The sequence below is a fragment of the Hydrogenophaga sedimenti genome (genome assembly GCF_051857515.1).
Classification (GTDB): Bacteria; Pseudomonadota; Gammaproteobacteria; order Burkholderiales; family Burkholderiaceae_C; genus Hydrogenophaga.
Map to the genome: position 1 here is coordinate 425,133 of NZ_JBPZHA010000002.1, position 17,017 is coordinate 442,149.

Consider the following 17,017-nt stretch of genomic DNA (forward strand, 5'->3'; position numbering starts at 1 on the left):
TCTCAGAAGGCGTAGAGCTTCGCGGGGTTGTCGACCAGTATGCGCTGGCGGATCGCCGTGGTGGGGGCCCAGTCGTCCAGCAGGTTCAGCACCGCCGCGTCGTCGGGCTTTTCTCCGGCTTTCTTGGTCGGGTGGGGCCAGTCGCTGCCCCAGACCATGCGCTCGGGCGCCAGGCCGATCAGGGCCCGCGCCACCACGCCCACGTCCGACAGGTCGGGCTGCTTGCTGGTGAGGTAGGCGCCCGAGAGCTTGAACCAGGCGTTGCCACTCTCCAGCAGGCGGGCGTACAGCGCAAACGCCGGGTGCTTCAGGCCTTGCGGCTGGGGCAGCTGTCCCATGTGGTCGAACACCACCGGGCAGGCCAGGCGCTGCAGGGTGTCGGCCGCGGCCAGCAGGCGGTCGGCGTTGCCGTTGACCTGCAGGTGCCAGCCCAGCGGGGCGATGCGGCGGGCCAGGGGTTCCATCATGTCGGCGGTGATGCCGACCAGAAAGCTCAGGTTGAAGCGGATGCCGCGCACGCCCGCGGCGTGCAGTTCGCGCAGCTGGGCGTCGGTGACGCCGGTGTCCACCACGGCCACGCCGCGCGCCGCGGGACCGAAGGCCTTGAGCGCGTCGACCAGCAGACGGTTGTCGGTGCCGTAGGTGGAGGGCTGGACCACCACGTTGCGCTGCAGGCCCAGGCGCTGCTGGAGCAGCCGGTAGTCGGCCACGCTGGCGTCGTCGGGCAGCAGCGTGGCGGACGGGTGGGCCGGGTAGCGGCGGTCGTAGATGTGGTGGTGGCAGTCGCAGGCCAGGGCGGGCAGGGCAAAGCGCGGCACGTCGGTGCCGGCGGAGTGCGGCACCGTGGTGGGTTGGGGTTGAGGTGCCTGCGGTGCGCGCGGGGCGGGTGCGGTGGCGCAGCCGGCCAGGCCGGCCAGCGAGACGGCGCCGCCCAGGGCGGCCACGAACTGGCGGCGGGTGGTGTCGAGGGGCATGGGCTTCATGGGATGTCTCCTGTTGTGTTTTGGGCGGATCAGTCGACCTTGAGCTTGAGTTGCTGCGCGATCTGGGTCCAGACCGCGGTTTCGCGCGCCACGTCCTGCGCGAAGGCGTCGCCGCACTGCACCTGGGGTTCCATGCCCAGCGAGCGCAGCTTCTCGGCCCCGGCGGGCGATGCGGCGTAGGCGCGGGCCTCGCGTTGCAGCAGGGCCATGACCGGCTCCGGGGTGCTGGCTGGCGCCAGCAGGCCGTACCAGGCATCGGCGGCGTATTCCTTGAAACCCGCTTCGGCAAAGGTGGGCACGCCGGGCAGTTGCGCCGAGCGCTGCGGGTGCGCCAGGGCCAGCGCGGTCAGCCTGCCGGACTTGATCAGGGGCAGCACCGAACCGAGCGTGGCGAACGAGGCATCGACCTGGCCGGCCATCACGTCGGCCACCGCGGGGGCGGCGCCCTTGTAGGGGACGTGGGTCAGCTTCACGGCCGCCTGGCGGGCGAACAGTTCGCTGGCGAAGTGCACCGAGCTGCCGATGCCCGGCGTGGCGTAGGTGATGCCCATGGGGGCGGCCTTGGCCCGTTCGACGAACTCGCCCAGGCTCTTGACCGGCAGTGCCGGGCCGACCACCAGCACCGTGGGCGCACTGGCGATGCGGCACACCGGCTTGAACGAGCGCACCGCGTCGAACTTGATGCGCGCGCTGTAGAGCGCCGGGATCATGGTGTGGTTGGTCGCGGCCATGAGCAGGGTGTGGCCGTCGCTGGCGCTGGCCACCGCTTCGGCCGCGAGGATGGTGTTGGCGCCGGGTTTGTTGTCCACCACCAGGGGTTGTCCCAGGCCCTTGCCGGCCTGGTCGGCGAAGCCTCGGGCGACCACGTCGGTGGGGCCGCCGGCGGCAAAGCCCACCACCAGGCGCACCGGCTTGGCGGGCCAGGCCGCTGTCTGGGCCTGGGCCATGGCTGGGGAGGCCGCGGCGGTCATCAGGACCGCCCAGCCGAGCATCGTCTGGGCGCGCGAAGGCCCGAACCGTGTGTTCATGTGTGTCTCCTCGGGTGGTCACCGGTCGAGCGCCGTCACCGGGCGCCCGCGGTGCTTATTGCTTTTCGAACGCGGTGTTGGCGGCGACCTTGCCCCAGGCGTCGGTGCTGTCCTTGAGCATCCGCCCGAAGGCTTCCGAACCGACCTGGCGCGCATCGGCGCCCATGCCCTCGGCGAAGGTCTTCATGTCGGCCGAGGCCATGGCGGTGGCGATTTCCTTCTGCAGGCGGGCTGTCACCTCGGCCGGCGTGCCCTTGGGCGCCCACAGGCCGGTCCAGTTCACCACGCCGGGCCACTTGACGCCGGTTTCGGTGAAGGTGGGCACGTCGGGCAGCGCGGCCAGGCGCTTGTCGCCGCTGACGGCCAGCAGGCGCAGCTTGCCCCCCTTGACGTTGCCCATCAGCCCGGTGGTGGAGGCGATCTGCATGTCGATGGTGTTCGAGAGGATGGCGGCCGTGGCTTCACCCGCGCCCTTGAACGGGATGTGCATGAGGTTCACCCCCGCGGCGATGCCCAGTGCCTCGGTGGCGAAGTGTGGCGTGGTGCCGGGGCCGCCCGTGCCGTAGGTGATCTTGTTGGCTTCGCGCTTGGCTTCGGCCAGCAGGTCGTTCAGGGTCTTGAAGCGCGACTGTGCGTTGACCGCCAGACCCATGGGCGCGAACACGAAGGCGCTCACCGGCACCAGATCGGCCTGCGGGTCAAAGGGCAACTTCTTGAAGATGTGGGGCAGCAGCGAGTAGGTGGTGTCGTTGGCCACCAGGGTGTAGCCGTCCGGGGCGGCACTGGCGGCCAGGCTGGCGCCGATGGTGCCGGTCGCGCCCGGTTTGTTCTCCACGAAGAAGCTCTGGCCGGTCTGCTCGGTCAGCTTCTGCGCCATCTTGCGGGTCACCACGTCCACCGCGCCCCCGGGTCCGTAGGGCACGATGATGCGCACGGCCTTGGTGGGCCAGGCGGTCTGGGCCTGGGCGAGCGGCGTGGCGCAGGCCAGGCCCAGCAGGGCGCAGGCCGCCAGGACGGATCGGCGGGTCGGGTGTCGGTTCATGTGGGTCTCCTGTGGTTGTGTGAAATCGGTATCGGACAGTGGTGTCAGACGGTGGCGATGGGCGTGGCCGGCGAGCCCACCGCGCCGGGCAGACGCAGCGGCGGCGCCGTGAGCAGGAAGCGGCTGCGCCCGTGCTGTCGCAGCCAGCGGGCGAGTTCGGTGAGGTACCAGAGCTCGCCCAGGTGGATGCCATTCTTGAACAGACAGTGTTCGTGCAGCGGCAGGCGGGGCTGGCGCAGCGGCTGGCCTGCCTGGGTGGCGCTGGCCAGCTTGGGCACCACCAGCTCCACGGCCGGGTTGTCGGCCACCAGGCAGGCCAGGCGCGTGTCGGTGATCCAGTTGAGCAGGCGCGCATCGTGCCCGTCGAGACCGCTGCCGGTGGCGTGCAGTTGCGCCACGTCGGGCTGGCGGTTCATGGCCAGCAGCGTGTCGGCAAAGCCGGTGTGCAGGCAGACCATGTCGCCCGGCTCGACCGCCACGCGGTCGGCGTCGAGGATGCGCATCAGCGCGTCGTAGCCCACAGCCTGCCGCTGGCGACCGATGTGGTGTTCCAGGTCGATCATCACGCCGCGCCCCTGCGCGCCGTGGGCGGCCAGGTTGGCGATGTCCAGTGCGCCGGCCACCGGGTCCGGGTAGCGGGCCCAGGGTGCAGGCGCCTGCGGGTCTTCCTGTCCGGGGCGGATCGCGCCGCCCGCGCGGTGGCCGTTGTAGAACACCGCCTCGGCCACGCCGTCGCCGTCGGCGTCGAAGTGGCTGCCGACGTGGGCCAGGCTGTCCCACTGGGTGGAGTACTGCAGGCTCATCAGCACCACGTCGTCGTTGACGACGTCGGTCAGGTCCGGGTCTTCGCCCTGGTACGACCAGCAAAAGCCCTGCTGCCCGGCGCTGTTGCCGTCGCGCAGCACGCTGTAGCGGCGCGGCGGCATGCGCCTCGGGTTGAGGGCCTGGCCGCCCGGCACGTCCAGCGGCAGCGAGAGGCAGAAGGTCTGGCCGGTGCGCACCTCGGCCACGCCCTGCAGCACCTTGGCCGCGTTCACCAGGTTCATGCGGCCGAGCGGGTCGTCGGCGCCGAACTCGCCCCAGTGGCTGCCCGGCGGGGTGTGTTGCCAGCGTGGGGTGTTCATGGTGGTCGGGGCGGCGGAAGCTCAGGCCGTGGTGGCGGCCTGCTGCAGCACCGCCAGCGTGTTCTGCGCGGCGGCCACGCCCATGTTCACATAGGCGTCGCTGGTCACGCCGCCGATGTGCGGGCTGAGGATGAAGCCGGGCTGGCCGTGGAAGATGTGCGGCACGGTCATGGGCTCGACGGCGAAGCTGTCCAGCCCCGCCATGCGCACCTGGCCGGACTGCACCGCGGCCAGCAGGGCCGGCTCGTCGATCAGGCCGCCGCGCGCGGTGTTCACCACGATCACGCCCGGCTTGCAGCGCGACAGCGTCTGCGCGGTGAGCAGGCCCTTGTTCTCGGGCGTAAGCGGGCAGTGCAGCGAGATCGCGTCGGCCTCGCGCCAGAGCGTGTCCAGGTCCACCGCCGTCACGTAGTCCGGCAGGTTTTTCGCGAACGGGTCGAAGCCAATCACGCGCATGCCCATGGCGTCGGCCATCTTCGCAAAGCGCAGGCCGATGGCGCCCAGGCCCACCAGACCGACCGTGCGGCCGCCCAGCTCCAGGCTCTTGTGCGTGGCCTTGTCCCAGTGGCCGCCGTGCATGCGCTGGTTCAGCTGCACGACCGACTTGGCGCAGGCCAGCAGCAGGGCCAGAGCCTGCTCGGCCACGGCCGCGGCGTTGGCGCCCACGGCGGCCGTCACGGCGATGCCGCGCTCGGCGGCCGCCGCCTTGTCGATGGTGTCGGTGCCGCTGCCGTGTTTGGAGACCACGCGCAACGCGGGCGCCGCGTCCATCACCTCGGCGTTCACACCGCTGTAGCGCACGATGATGCCGACCGGGTTGTGCTGGCGCGCCAGCGCGGCCACGTCGGCCAGCTGCGGCGTCTTGCCGGCAAAGACCACCTCATGGTCTTTCAGCAGGGCCAGCGCCTGCGGCGCGAGGTCGGCGCCGGTGACGAGGATGACGGGCTTCGAGCTCACAAGGATTCTCCTTGCTTGAGCACGCCCGCGGCGACCAGCGAGGCGCTCAGCCACGAGGCCGAGGTGTTGCCTTCCTTGATCTGCGCGATGCGCTTGGCCTCGGCCTGCACCTTGTGCTCGGCCAGCGGCAGCAAATCGGCCAGCGCCTCGCGCTCGACCACCACCACGCCGTCGCCGTCGCCGATGACGAAGTCACCCGGGTGCACCGTCACGCCGCCGATGCTGATGGGGTGGCCGATGCGGCCGCCGTTGTTCTTGGTCGGGCCGTTGGGGTTGGTGCCGACCGAGAAGACCGGGTAGTCCATCTCGTCGATCTCCAGGCTGTCGCGCACCGCGCCGTCCACCACCACACCGGCCAGGCCGAGCTGGCGGCAGGCGGTCATCATGATGGTGCCCATGAGGGCCGAGGTCTGGTCGCCCTTGCCGTCGATCACCAGCACGTCGCCGGGTTTCGCCAGCGCCATCGCGGCGTGGATCATGAGGTTGTCGCCGGGGCGTACCTCCACCGTGAAGGCCGGGCCGGCCAGCTTCATGCGCGGGCGCAGGGCCTGGATGCGGCCGTGCAGCGCGCCGCGGCGGCCGTGGATGTCGGAAAAAATCGCCGGCTGGAACCGGGCGGCCTGCGCCACCAGATCGGGCGCGACGCGCGGGAAGTCTTTGACGATGTCGGGCTGGGACATGGTGTGGGCTCTCAATAAAGAAGGGGAAAGAAATCGGTGCTCACCGGGCCGGCGCGCGACCGGCGACGAGCGAAGTGCCTGGTTCCAGGGCACCCGGGGAACCGGCTTTGCCGGGCCACAGGGTGCGTCCCCCTCGAAGCGCCGGAGGCGCGCGACAGAGGGGGAAGCCGCGTCAGCGGCGCAGGGGGTGTCAGTCGAGCGTTGCGCCCGAGGCCTTGATGATCGGAGCCCAACGCGCGAGGTCGCTCTTGATCAGGCTGGCAAAGGCTTCGGGCGTGCCACCCAGCACGTCGGCGCCCTGGTCGCTGATCTTCTGTTTCAGGTCGGCCGCGGTGAGGGCCTTGTTCAGCTCGGCGTTGAGCAGCGTGACCACTTCCTTGGGCGTGCCCGTGGGCGCGACGAAGCCGAACCAGGTGGCGGCCTCGAAGCCCTTGTAGCCCGACTCGGCAATCGTCGGCACGGCCGGCAGGTCGTCCACGCGCTTGAGCGAGGTGACGGCGATCGGGCGCATCTTGCCGCTCTTGATGAAGCCGATCAGCGTGGGCACGGAGGAGATGTACAGCTCCACCCGGCCACTGACCACGTCGGTCGATGCGCCCGCGGCGCCCTTGTACGGGATGTGCGTGAAGCTCACGCCGGCGGTCTTCTGGAACAGCTCGCTGGCCAGGTGCGCCACCGTGCCGTTGCCGGCGGTCGCGATGTTCAGGGTGTTGGGCTTGGCCTTGCTGGCCGCGACCACATCGGCCAGGGTCTTGAAGGGCGAGTCGGCGCCCACCACCAGCACCAGCGGTGCGCTGGCCACCAGGCCGACCGGTGCCAGGTCCTTGACCGCGTCGTACGGCATCTTGGTGTAGAGCGTCGGGTTGATCGCCAGGTTGCTGGTCTGGCCCAGGGCGATGGTGTAGCCATCGGCCGGCGACTTGGCGACCGCGTCGATGCCGATGTTGCCGCCGGTGCCCGGCCGGTTCTCGACGATGAAGCTCCAGCCCTTGGTGGTCTGGATCTTGTTGGTGACCTCGCGGGCAATCAGGTCGGTGCCACCACCGGCCGGGAAGGGCACGATCACCTTGATCGGTTTGGCCGGGTAGGCCTGGGCGAAGGCGGTGCCGGCGGCCAGCAGCAGGCTGGCGGCGACGAGGGCGTGGCGGCGGGAAAGGTTCAAGGCGGTCATGTTTGTCTCCGTGGGGCAGCGCTCTGGTCGGAAGGCCGCTGCGCTGTGTGTTTTGCGGCTGGATCGCACTGTACGAAGGTGTTTCACTGAATACAATGCTGTTTCGATAGTCGAAACGACGACCGACCCATGAAACCTGCAAAAACGCCACCATTGCCCTCCACGCCGGGCGAGAACGAGACCAGCACCGGCAGCGTGACCGCGGTGACGCGCGCCCTGCGCCTGCTGGAAAGCTTCGGCATGGACGACCCGCAGCTCACCCTGGCCGAGATGAGCCGCCGCACCGGCATGCACAAGACCACGGTGCTGCGGCTGGCGCGCACGCTCGCGGCCGACAACTACCTGGTGCAGAAGGAGGACGGCAGCTGGCGCCTGGGCCGTGCGGCGGGCTGGCTGGGGGCGTGTTACCAGGCCGTGTTCGACGTGCACGAGGTGGTCGAACCGGTGCTGCGCGCGCTCACGGTGCAGACCGGCGAAAGCGCCTCGTTCTACGTGCGCGAAGGCCAGCAGCGCCAGTGCCTGGCGCGGGTCGACGGGCCGCAGACCATCCGCCACCACGTGCGCGTGGGCATCGGCCTGCCGCTGAACCTGGGCGCGCCGGGCCGCGTCATCCTGGCGTTCTCGGGCGAACCGGGCGAACCCTACGAATCGATCCGCCGGCGCGGTTTCCACCTCTCGATGGGCGAGCGCGAGGCCGAGGTGTCCAGCGTGTCGGCGCCGGTGTTCGGGCTGCACTGGCGGCTGCTGGGTTCGGTGTGCATCTCGGGGCCGACGGCGCGGTTGCCGGAGGCGCGCCTGCTGGAGCTGGCGCAGACGGTGATGACCGCCGCCAACGAGCTGTCGTATGCGATTGCGGGGTCGCGCCGGCCCGTGTCCCAGTTGCCGCAGGGTACCTCGGCCACCTGGCACCCCTGAGGCCCCCGCGATGATCGACCACCTCTTTCTCTTCATCGAACCCGACGGCCCCGAGATCGGGGCGCTCCAGCGCCTGGGCCTGACCGAGACCTACCGCCGCGCCCACCCGGGGCAGGGCACGGCCAACGTCTGTTTCGCCTTCGACAACCTCTATCTCGAGCTGCTCTGGCTCACCAGCGAGGCCGAAGCCCGCAGCCCGGCGATCGCGCGCACGCGCCTGTGGGAACGCAGTCAGTGGAGCGGCAAAGGCACTTGCCCGTTCGGCATCGCGGTCCGCGGTGACCTCTCGGGCACGGGCCTGCCCACCTGGGACTACCGGCCGCCTTACCTGCCCGAAGGCCTGTCGATTCCCGTCGCCACCGCCGGCGACGCGGCGGCGCTGCCGATGGTGTTCGTCTCGCCGGGAAACCAGCGCCCGGTCGACTGGCCCGAGGCCCGCCGGGGCCTGCTGCAAAAGCCCGCCGGGTTCGGCGAAGTCCTGTCGGTCGAACTCGGCCTGCCCGCGCACGTGGCCACCGCGCCGTTGCTGAGCACCCTGGTTTCCACGGTCCCGGGCCTGGGCGTCTCGCCGCGGTCCGACCAGCACCACAGCCTGCGGCTCGCGCTGGCGGACCGGGCCGGGCAACAGTCCCACACGCTGGAGCTGGCGGCCACCGCCACCGGGCAATGGCGCGTCTCGCTCATCGACGAGCGCCTGCCCGGGCGGTCCTGGCAACGCGCCTGGTCCGCGCTGGGCTTGCGTGCACCCGACGGCCTGATGCCGCGCCTGCTCGATGCCTGGGCCGAACCGCCGCGCCGCTACCACACACAGCAACACCTGCGCGAATGCCTGGCCTTGCTGGAGCCGGCGCTGGACCTCGCGCAGCGTCCTGGTGAAGTCGAACTCGCGCTGTGGTTCCACGACGCGGTCTACGACCCGCAAGGGAAGGACAACGAAGCCCGCAGCGCCGACTGGGCCTGCGATGCGCTGGCGCAGGCTGGCGCAGATGAATCGGTGCAACTGCGCGTGCGCGCCCTCATCATGGCCACCTGCCACGATGCCGAACCGGTGGACCCAGATGCGCGGTTGCTGGTCGACATCGACCTCGCCATCCTTGGCACCGACCCGGCGCGCTTTGCCGAGTACGACGCGCAGGTAAGGGAGGAGTACCGATGGGTGCCGGATCTGATTTACCGTGCTAAACGCAAGGAGGTGCTGGCGGGGTTTCTGGCGCGGCCGGCGATCTACGCCACGGAGCGGTTCCGGGAGCGGCTGGAGGCGCAGGCGCGCTGGAATCTGCAGCAGGCCATCGGGTAGACCGTTCCCGGCGGCGGGCGGGGGCCTTTTGATCTGGGACATGGTGTCCGACCCGGCCCTGGTCACACAATCCAGTCAACCGGTTTCTGGTGCTGGAGGTCGTGATGTTTCTTCGGACTGTGGTTGCGTTGGGGGTGGTGCTCTCGGTGTGGTCCGCACCCGCGGGAGCGGTCAACAAGTGCACCCTGGGCAACGGTGCGGTCGTGTACCAGGACACGCCCTGTGCCGGTGGCAAGGAGGAGTCGCTCGACCTGCGCCCTTCGAGCGAATGGGGTTCCGGCCCGGTGGTGCGGCCAGCGGCGCCGGCCGAGACACCGGTGGCGGCAGAACCGCCTCCGGCGGGCGAGCCGGCGGTGCGGGTGAAGTCGCCACTGGAGGCCGACGCGGACCAGTGTCTGGCCTGGTACCTGCGGTTGCTGCCCGATCCCCTCAGAACCTACTACACCAACCCGCGCAAAGACCGGCGGGTCCTGTCGATCGACATCCACACCCCGCACCCGCAGGGCGGGATTTTTGTGAAGACCGCTTCGTGCGAGATCGATACCGGGCTGCTCAACGAGTCGTGGACAAAGACCCACGCCAAGCGGGGAGGCTGGATTCCGGACTGAACGCCTTCGGGCGTCAGCCTTCGAGGCTGTGCAGCAAGACCCGCGCCGTCGCCACATTCGTCGCGCACGGCACGTCGTGCACGTCGCAGGCGCGCACCAGGGCGTTGATGTCCGGCTCGTGCGGCTGGGCAGTCATGGGATCGCGCAGGAACACGACGGCGTCGACCTCGCCCACCGAGAGCCGGGCGCCGATCTGCAGGTCACCGCCCAGCGGGCCGCTGAGCAGGCGCTCGACCGTCAGGCCCACCTCGGCCTGCAACCGGCCGCCGGTGGTGTCGGGAATCGACTGGTCCGAGGCCCGCCGGGGCCTGCTGCAAAAGCCCGCTGGGTTCGGCGAAGTTCTGTCGGTCGAACTCGGCCTGCCCGCGCACGTGGCCACAGCGCCGTTGCTGAGCACCCTGGTTTCCACGGTCCCGGGCCTGGGCGTCTCGCCGCGGTCCGACCAGCACCACAGCCTGCGGCTCGCTCTGGCGGATCAGGCCGGGCAACATTTCCACACGCTGGAGCTGGCGGCCACCGCCACCGGGCAATGGCGCGTCTCGCTAAGCGACGAGCGCCTGCCCGGGCGGTCCTGGCAACGCGCCTGGTCGGCGCTGGGCCTGCCGGCGCCCGACGGCCTGATGCCGCGCCTGCTCGATGCCTGGGCCGAGCCGCCGAGCCGCTATCACACGCAGCAGCACCTGCGCGAATGCCTGGCCTTGCTGGAGCCGGCGCTGGACCTCGCGCAGCGTCCTGGTGAAGTCGAACTCGCGCTGTGGTTCCACGACGCGGTCTACGACCCGCAAGGCAAGGACAATAAAGCCCGCAGCGCCGACTGGGCCTGCGATGCGCTGGCGCAGGCCGGCGCATGCGACGAGGTGCAACTGCGCGTGCGCGCCCTCATCATGGCCACCTGCCACGATGCCGAACCGGTGGACTCCGACGCACGCTTGCTGGTCGACATCGACCTCGCCATCCTTGGCGCCGACCCGGCGCGCTTTGCCGAGTACGACGCGCAGGTAAGGGATGAGTACCGATGGGTGCCGAGCTGGCTGTACCGGCGCAAACGCAAGGAGGTGCTGGCGGGGTTTCTGGCGCGGCCGGCGATCTATGGGACTGAGAGGTTCCGGGAGCGGTTCGAGGCACAGGCGCGGGACAACCTCAGAATGGTCACAGCATAGACTCGCCGTGTACACCGCTCGATCAGCGGAAAGACAGGTCAATACGGGAGTGATGGCATTGAGAAGACGGATGCTGATGCTGGCAGTGGTCGTGGCGCTCGCGGGCTGCTTTCCTCACCTCAGTGAATTGGTGCCTGAGGTGAGCGGTCGTGTGGTCAATGAGCGCGGAGATGGCTTGGAGGGGTTGTGGGTGGGCGTAGTCGACCTTCACGGTCGCGACGGGAAGGCGTTGCCGTTGGCCTCCACCGCCACCGACAAGGACGGTGGGTTCCAGTTTCCGGCGGCAACCACATGGAGGGTTTTTTTCGCAGGTCAGTCTGCGTACGTACCCAACAGATTCGGCCTTGAAATCAAAAAAGGGGATGCCACGGTGTATTCGTCTCCCCTCATGGACTTGGGGACCGACGACGGGCGGTTGGTTTGTTGGCGCGACTTGGCAAAGTGGAAGCCACTGGGGCCAAACTCCTGGCGCAATCTGGAAATCTGGCTGACGCCGCAGTTTTAGAAATGGCCACCTGATGAAGCAATGCGCGGTTCTGTTCTTTGCATTGATGTTGTGGACGTCTGCACAGGCATGCAGCTGCGTTCGCATGACGGGGTCGGAACGATGGGGGAGTTCCCCGCTGGTATTTGTGGGCCGCGTGGTGTCTACATCCCTGGTGCTGAACAAAGAAGGGCGCGATGCTTCAGGGCGCGAAGTGGTGCACGCCACGGTGATTCCCTCCGAAATATTCAAAGGCACCGTTGGTGCTTCACACAAGGTCATTGGTGACGCGGAGTACCTCGCCACCATGTGTTCCATGCCGCTTCTGGCGGGGAAAGACTACCTTTTCACGCTGGACGAGAGCAGGGGCGTATCAAGCTGCAACACATGGTTCGTTGAAAGCCCCGAGAGCAAAGAGTTGCTTCGCACCTTTCGACGACTGAAGGCGCAGAAAAAGTGAATCGACATCTGACCCGTCCTCTGATCGCCCTTTGACGCGATGGACTACCTCCAACGCATGTTCGAACTGGCCCTGCACAAAGAGCTGCAGGGCATCCACTTCTGGGCCACCGTCTACGTGCTGATCGTGCTGGCGGGGTCGTTGTGGAACACGCGTGCGCGTGCGTCGCTGGTCCAGCACCCACGGTCAGTTGCTGGAGCTGGGCATGCGACCTTTGGGCACGCCCGAATCAGGCTCCGGCGATCGGGACCACGTGCCGTCGGCGCTGTACCGGTATTTCGTCGATGGCGTTGAGCACCAGGGCAGAGAGATCTCCGTCTGGAAGATGTCCGCTTCTGGTGCTTTCAGGAACACGGCGTTGCTGCTGCCCAGTCTGGTGCAGGCGGACGCGTCAGGGGCGGTGGAAGTCTTCTGCCACCCTCGCCGGCATCACAAGAGTCTGCTGCTGCGACCGGGCTGGCGCAGTGTGCTCTTTCTCTGCGCCGCCATCGTGATCACTGCCGGTTTTTATCTCTGGCGTTGGTGATACTGCCCAGCAGCATCCGCGCCGTCGCCACATTCGTCGCGCACGGCACGTCGTGCACGTCGCAGGCGCGCACCAGCGCGTTGATATCCGGCTCGTGCGGCTGGGCAGTCATGGGATCGCGCAGGAACACGACGGCGTCCACCTCGCCCACCGAGAGCCGGGCGCCGATCTGCAGGTCACCGCCCAGCGGGCCGCTGAGCAGGCGTTCGACCGTCAGGCCCACCTCGGCCTGCAACCGGCCGCCGGTGGTGCCGGTGGCCATGAGGGTGTGCTGTTTGAGCAGCGGCGCGAACTCGGTGGCCAGGGCCACCATGTCGTCTTTCTTGCGGTCGTGGGCGACGAGGGCGATGCGCATCAGGCCTGCTTTTCCATGGCTTTTGCCATCGTTTTCCCAAGCTCCACGCCCCACTGGTCGTAGGCGTTGATGCCCCAGACCGCGGCCTGCACAAACACCTTGTGTTCGTACAGCGCGATCAGCGCGCCCAGGCGGTGCGGGGTCAGCTGGTCGATCCAGAGCACGCTGTTGGGCACGTTGCCTTCGAAGCTGCGCTGGCTCACGAAGGGCTCGGCCTGCTCGACCGTCTGGCCTTCGGCCATCAGGGCCTTGAGCGTGTCGGCGGCGTTGCGGCCGACGGCCATGGCCTGCGATTGCGCACGCAGGTTGAGGTTGACCACGCGGTGGTGTTCGGCCGCCAGCGGCAGCGCGGTGTCTTCGGTTTCGACGCCGACGAACTCCACCGGCACGCGGTGCGTGCCCTGGTGCAGCAGCTGGAAGTAGGCGTGCTGTCCGTCGATGCCCAGGCCGCCCCAGAGGATGGGGCCGGTGCCGGCCTCGACGGGCTGGCCGTCCTTGCGCGTGCGCTTGCCGTTGCTCTCCATGTCCATCTGCTGCACGAAGGGCGCGAAGCGCACCAGGCGGCTGGGGTAGCACGAGAGCAGCTGCGTCGGGCAGTTCAGGAAGTTGCGGTTCCACACGCCGCTGAGCGCCAGGATGACGGGCAGGTTCTGCGCCAGCGGCGCGGCGCGGAAGTGCGCGTCCATGGCCTGACCGCCGGCGAGGAACTCGCGGAAGGCCTTGGCGCCGATCGCCATCGCCAGCGGCATGCCCAGCGCCGACCACACGGAGTAGCGGCCGCCGACCCAGTCCCAGAAGGTGAAGGTGTGTTCGGCCGGGTAGCCGGCGGCGCCGGATTTCTGCGGCGCGGCGGTGATGGCGACCAGGTGGGCGCTCTGCGCGGTGCCGGTGATGCCGCCGTCTTCCAGCCAGCGGCGGGCGCTGGCGGCGTTGGTCATGGTTTCCTGGGTGGTGAAGGTCTTGCTGGCGACGATCACCATCGTGGTTTTCGGGTCCAGGCCACGCAGCGTGCTGTGCAGGGCCCAGGCGTCGGGGTTGCTGACGAAGTGCACCCGCAGGCCTGTCCGGCCGTCGCTGCAGAGATGGGCCAGCGCGTCGGCCGCCATGCGCGGACCGAGGTCGGAGCCGCCGATGCCGATGTTCACCACGTCGGTGAAAGCCGCGCCGGTGCTGCTCTTCACTTCGCCGGCGCGCACGCGCTCGGCGAAGGCGCAGACGCGGTCGAGCTCGTCCTGCACCAGTTGCTGGATGTCAGGGCCCCAGGGGGCCGCGTCGCCGGTCGCGCCGGGGGTGCCACGCAGGGCCACGTGCAGCACCGCGCGCTGTTCGCTGGTGTTGATGGACTCGCCCGCGAACATCGCGTTGCGCTGGGCTTCGACCTGCGCCTCGTTGGCCAGCGACAGCAGCGCCGACCAGATCGCGCCGTCAAAGGCCTGGCGCGTGAAGTCCAGGCGGATGCCGGTGCCGGAGGCGGCGGCCTGCATCGCATCGCGGCCGGGCTGGGTCAGGCGTTCGCGCAGGTGCGGCTGGGGCAGGGCGGCGAGCTCGGCCAGACGTTGCCAGGCGGGAAGGGAGGTGGGGTTGGTGTGAGACATGGTCTGGGTCGTTGTGGCCAGAGGGGAATCCGCTGTTTATACCTGCGCAGCGAGTTCGGTCGCTTCCCGGGCCAGGCGCGTGATGCGCGCCCAGTCGCCGGCCGCCAGCGCGTCGGCCGGGGTCAGCCAGCTGCCGCCGGCCATGGCGACGTTGGGCAGCTTGAGGAAGTCCTTGAGGTTCTCGGGGCTGACGCCGCCGGTGGGGCAGAACATCACGTCGGGGATCGGTGCGCCCAGGGCCTTGAGCATGCCCAGGCCGCCGGCCTGCTGCGCGGGGAACAGCTTCATCAGCGTGAAGCCCTGTTCGCGGCGGTGCATGACCTCGCCGGGTGTCATCACGCCGGGGATGAAGGGCAGCTTGGCCGCCTTGACGGTGCTGACCAGCTTGTCGGTCGCGCCGGGCGAGAGTGCGAACGTGGCGCCCGCGTCGATCACTCGCTGGACTTCGGCCACGCGGGTCACGGTGCCGGCGCCCAGGTGCATCTGCGGCACGGCCTTGGCGACCGCTTCGATGGATTGGAGCGCGGCGTCCGAGCGCAGGGTGATCTCCATCACGTCGATGCCGCCTTCGAGCAGCGCGTGCGCCAGCGGCACGGCGTGGGCCGGGTCGGCCAGCACGATCACGGGCACGACGCGGGACTTGAAAGCGGGGCGAGAGAAGCAGGTGGTGGTCATGGTGTGTCTGTGTGAGGCGTTGCTGAAGTCTTCGGGATCAGCGTGGAACCGGCTTTGCCGGGCCACAGCTGATGCCCCCTTGGGGGGGTGACGCCGAAGGCGGCGCGGGGGTGGGTCATCTCAGTCGCCGAACAGCGGGGATGCGCCGGATTCGGGGGTGCTCGCGTGTGCGCGGAACAGGCCGAACAGCTCGCGGCCGGTGCCGTGCGCGTTGTGGCTGAGGTCGGGGTGGTGCACCGGGCGGGCGGCGAAGGTGGCGGCGTCGACCTCGACCTCCAGCACGCCGCGTTCGCAGTCGAGCGTGATCATGTCGCCGTCCATCACGCGCGCGATCGGGCCGTCGGCCAGGGCTTCGGGGCTCAGGTGGATGGCGGCCGGCACCTTGCCCGACGCGCCGCTCATGCGGCCGTCGGTGACGAGCGCGACCTTGAAGCCCTTGTCTTGCAGCACGGCCAGCGGCGGTGTGAGCTTGTGCAGCTCGGGCATGCCGTTGGCGCGCGGGCCCTGGTAGCGCACCACGGCGATCAGGTCCTTGTTGATCTGGCCGGCGTTGAACAGGGCCAGCAGGTCCTGCTGGTCGCTCACGACCACGGCCGGCGCGCGCACCACGCGGTGTTCGGGCGCCACGGCCGAGACCTTGACCACGCTGCGGCCCAGGTTGCCCTGCAGCAGGCGCAGGCCGCCGTCGGCGCTGAAGGGCTCGCTGACGGGGCGCAGCACGGCGGTGTCGGCGCTGGTCGCGGGCACCGGGCGCCAGGCGAGCTGGCCGTTGTCCATCCAGGGTTCCTGCGTGTAGGCGGCCAGGCCTTCGCCCATCACCGTCTTGACGTCGCCGTGCAGCAGGCCGTTATTGAGAAGCTCCTGCATCAGGAAGCCCATGCCGCCGGCGGCGTGGAAGTGGTTCACGTCGGCCTTGCCGTTGGGGTAGACGCGGGCCAGCAGCGGGACCACGCCCGAGAGTTCGGCGAAGTCGTCCCAGTCGATCAGGATGCCGGCGGCGCGCGCCATCGCGATCAGGTGGATGGTGTGGTTGGTCGAGCCACCGGTGGCCAGCAGGCCGACGATGCCGTTGACGATGGTCTTCTCGCCCACGATGTCCGCCAGGCGGATCGCCGGCTGGCCGGTGCGGCCGGTGTTGGCGAACGCGCGGTCCATCGCCGCCTTGCTCAGCGCCTCGCGCAGCCCGGTGCCGGGGTTGACGAAGGACGAGCCCGGCAGGTGCAGGCCCATGATCTCCATCAGCATCTGGTTGCTGTTGGCGGTGCCGTAGAAGGTGCAGGTGCCCGGCGAGTGGTAGGCGGCGGCTTCGCTCTCCAGCAGCGCGTCGCGGCCGACCAGGCCCTGCGCGTACTGCTGGCGCACCTTGGCCTTGGCGTCGTTCGACAGGCCGGTGGTCATCGGGCCGGCCGGCACGAACACGGTCGAGAGGTGGCCGAACTGCAGCGCGCCCATGAACAGGCCGGGCACGATCTTGTCGCAGACGCCGAGCATCAGCGCGGCGTCGAACACGTTGTGGGAGAGCGCGACGGCGGTCGAGAGCGCGATCACGTCGCGCGAGAACAGCGACAGCTCCATGCCGGCCGCGCCCTGCGTGACGCCGTCGCACATGGCGGGCACGCCGCCCGCGACCTGGGCCGAGAAGCCAAGCGAGCGGGCGTGCGCGCGCAGCAGCTCGGGGTAGTGCTCATACGGCTGGTGGGCCGAGAGCATGTCGTTGTAGGCCGTGACCACGCCCAGGTGCGGCGCCTTCTCGGCGTGGATCTTGAGCTTGTCGTTGGACGGCATCGCGGCCGTCGTGTGGGCCATGTTGGCGCAGCCCATGCCGGCGCGCTGGGTGCCCGCCTTGGCCGAGGTCTCGACGGTGTGCAGGTACTGGCCGCGCAGGTCGGCGGAGCGGTCGATGATGCGCTGGGTGACGCGGGCGAGGGTGGTGTGCAGAGGGGCGTTCATGGGGGGT

General features: G+C 69.4%; 18 protein-coding genes and 2 pseudogenes. 8 read left to right on the forward strand and 12 right to left on the reverse strand.

Annotated features, from left to right (window positions below):
- Nucleotides 1-2 precede the first annotated feature (2 nt).
- From ACS5NL_RS04690 to ACS5NL_RS04720, 7 genes are all read right to left on the reverse strand, one after another.
- Entirely contained in the window at nt 3-974 is a 972-nt protein-coding gene (locus ACS5NL_RS04690; RefSeq protein ID WP_439352553.1) for an amidohydrolase family protein, read from the reverse strand.
- Between the two features lie 38 nt (nt 975-1,012).
- A complete protein-coding gene (locus ACS5NL_RS04695) occupies nt 1,013-2,011 on the reverse strand; it encodes a Bug family tripartite tricarboxylate transporter substrate binding protein (protein WP_439352482.1) in 999 nt (332 codons plus the stop codon).
- A 55-nt stretch (nt 2,012-2,066) separates the two neighbouring features.
- Nucleotides 2,067-3,053, reverse strand: coding sequence for a Bug family tripartite tricarboxylate transporter substrate binding protein (locus tag ACS5NL_RS04700; RefSeq protein WP_439352483.1), 987 nt, complete (start codon nt 3,051-3,053; stop codon nt 2,067-2,069).
- A 44-nt stretch (nt 3,054-3,097) separates the two neighbouring features.
- Nucleotides 3,098-4,177 (reverse strand): cyclase family protein, encoded by a 1,080-nt coding sequence (locus ACS5NL_RS04705; protein WP_439352484.1) that lies wholly within the window; start codon nt 4,175-4,177, stop codon nt 3,098-3,100.
- 21 nt (nt 4,178-4,198) lie between these two features.
- Nucleotides 4,199-5,134 (reverse strand): NAD(P)-dependent oxidoreductase, encoded by a 936-nt coding sequence (locus ACS5NL_RS04710; RefSeq protein WP_439352485.1) that lies wholly within the window; start codon nt 5,132-5,134, stop codon nt 4,199-4,201.
- Entirely contained in the window at nt 5,131-5,814 is a 684-nt protein-coding gene (locus ACS5NL_RS04715; protein WP_439352486.1) for an RraA family protein, read from the reverse strand. The genes ACS5NL_RS04710 and ACS5NL_RS04715 overlap by 4 nt, the downstream gene beginning before the upstream one ends.
- A gap of 190 nt (nt 5,815-6,004) precedes the next feature.
- Entirely contained in the window at nt 6,005-6,985 is a 981-nt protein-coding gene (locus ACS5NL_RS04720) for a Bug family tripartite tricarboxylate transporter substrate binding protein (RefSeq protein WP_439352487.1), read from the reverse strand.
- Between the two features lie 129 nt (nt 6,986-7,114).
- On the opposite strand from ACS5NL_RS04720, the gene ACS5NL_RS04725 reads away from it, so the two are divergent.
- The 4 genes and pseudogenes from ACS5NL_RS04725 to ACS5NL_RS04740 all read left to right on the forward strand — a co-directional run bounded on the left by ACS5NL_RS04725 (nt 7,115) and on the right by ACS5NL_RS04740 (nt 9,805).
- Entirely contained in the window at nt 7,115-7,900 is a 786-nt protein-coding gene (locus ACS5NL_RS04725; protein ID WP_439352488.1) for an IclR family transcriptional regulator, read from the forward strand.
- Nucleotides 7,901-7,910: 10 nt separating this feature from the next.
- Nucleotides 7,911-8,165: pseudogene (locus ACS5NL_RS04730) on the forward strand (VOC family protein); the annotation flags it as partial.
- A 417-nt stretch (nt 8,166-8,582) separates the two neighbouring features.
- Nucleotides 8,583-9,197: an HD domain-containing protein gene (locus ACS5NL_RS04735; protein WP_439352554.1), complete on the forward strand. Its 615-nt coding sequence runs from the start codon at nt 8,583-8,585 to the stop codon at nt 9,195-9,197.
- 104 nt (nt 9,198-9,301) lie between these two features.
- A complete protein-coding gene (locus ACS5NL_RS04740) occupies nt 9,302-9,805 on the forward strand; it encodes a hypothetical protein (RefSeq protein ID WP_439352489.1) in 504 nt (167 codons plus the stop codon).
- 13 nt (nt 9,806-9,818) lie between these two features.
- On the opposite strand, the pseudogene ACS5NL_RS04745 reads toward ACS5NL_RS04740, so the two are convergent.
- Nucleotides 9,819-10,082, reverse strand: a pseudogene (locus ACS5NL_RS04745) (methylglyoxal synthase); the annotation flags it as partial.
- Nucleotides 10,083-10,362: 280 nt separating this feature from the next.
- Here ACS5NL_RS04745 and ACS5NL_RS04750 point away from each other — a divergent pair.
- From ACS5NL_RS04750 to ACS5NL_RS04765, 4 genes are all read left to right on the forward strand, one after another.
- A complete protein-coding gene (locus ACS5NL_RS04750) occupies nt 10,363-10,965 on the forward strand; it encodes an HD domain-containing protein (protein ID WP_439352555.1) in 603 nt (200 codons plus the stop codon).
- A 70-nt stretch (nt 10,966-11,035) separates the two neighbouring features.
- Complete coding sequence (locus ACS5NL_RS04755; RefSeq protein WP_439352490.1) at nt 11,036-11,470, forward strand: hypothetical protein; 435 nt, start codon at nt 11,036-11,038, stop codon at nt 11,468-11,470.
- A 154-nt stretch (nt 11,471-11,624) separates the two neighbouring features.
- Nucleotides 11,625-11,909, forward strand: a complete 285-nt coding sequence (locus ACS5NL_RS04760; protein WP_439352491.1) for a hypothetical protein — start codon at nt 11,625-11,627, stop codon at nt 11,907-11,909.
- Between the two features lie 154 nt (nt 11,910-12,063).
- Entirely contained in the window at nt 12,064-12,435 is a 372-nt protein-coding gene (locus ACS5NL_RS04765; RefSeq protein ID WP_439352492.1) for a hypothetical protein, read from the forward strand.
- Here the strand turns inward: ACS5NL_RS04765 and ACS5NL_RS04770 are convergent.
- The 4 genes from ACS5NL_RS04770 to edd form a co-directional block, all read right to left on the reverse strand.
- The gene (locus tag ACS5NL_RS04770; RefSeq protein WP_439352493.1) at nt 12,404-12,790 is read right to left on the reverse strand and encodes a methylglyoxal synthase; all 387 of its coding nucleotides are present in this window, start codon (nt 12,788-12,790) and stop codon (nt 12,404-12,406) included. The two genes, ACS5NL_RS04765 and ACS5NL_RS04770, sit on opposite strands and share 32 nt — an antisense overlap.
- Entirely contained in the window at nt 12,790-14,385 is a 1,596-nt protein-coding gene (gene pgi, locus ACS5NL_RS04775; RefSeq protein WP_439352494.1) for a glucose-6-phosphate isomerase, read from the reverse strand. The genes ACS5NL_RS04770 and pgi overlap by 1 nt, the downstream gene beginning before the upstream one ends.
- 36 nt (nt 14,386-14,421) lie before the next feature.
- A complete protein-coding gene (locus ACS5NL_RS04780) occupies nt 14,422-15,060 on the reverse strand; it encodes a bifunctional 4-hydroxy-2-oxoglutarate aldolase/2-dehydro-3-deoxy-phosphogluconate aldolase (RefSeq protein WP_439352495.1) in 639 nt (212 codons plus the stop codon).
- 120 nt (nt 15,061-15,180) lie between these two features.
- Complete coding sequence (edd, locus tag ACS5NL_RS04785) at nt 15,181-17,010, reverse strand: phosphogluconate dehydratase (RefSeq protein ID WP_439352496.1); 1,830 nt, start codon at nt 17,008-17,010, stop codon at nt 15,181-15,183.
- Nucleotides 17,011-17,017: the final 7 nt, after the last annotated feature.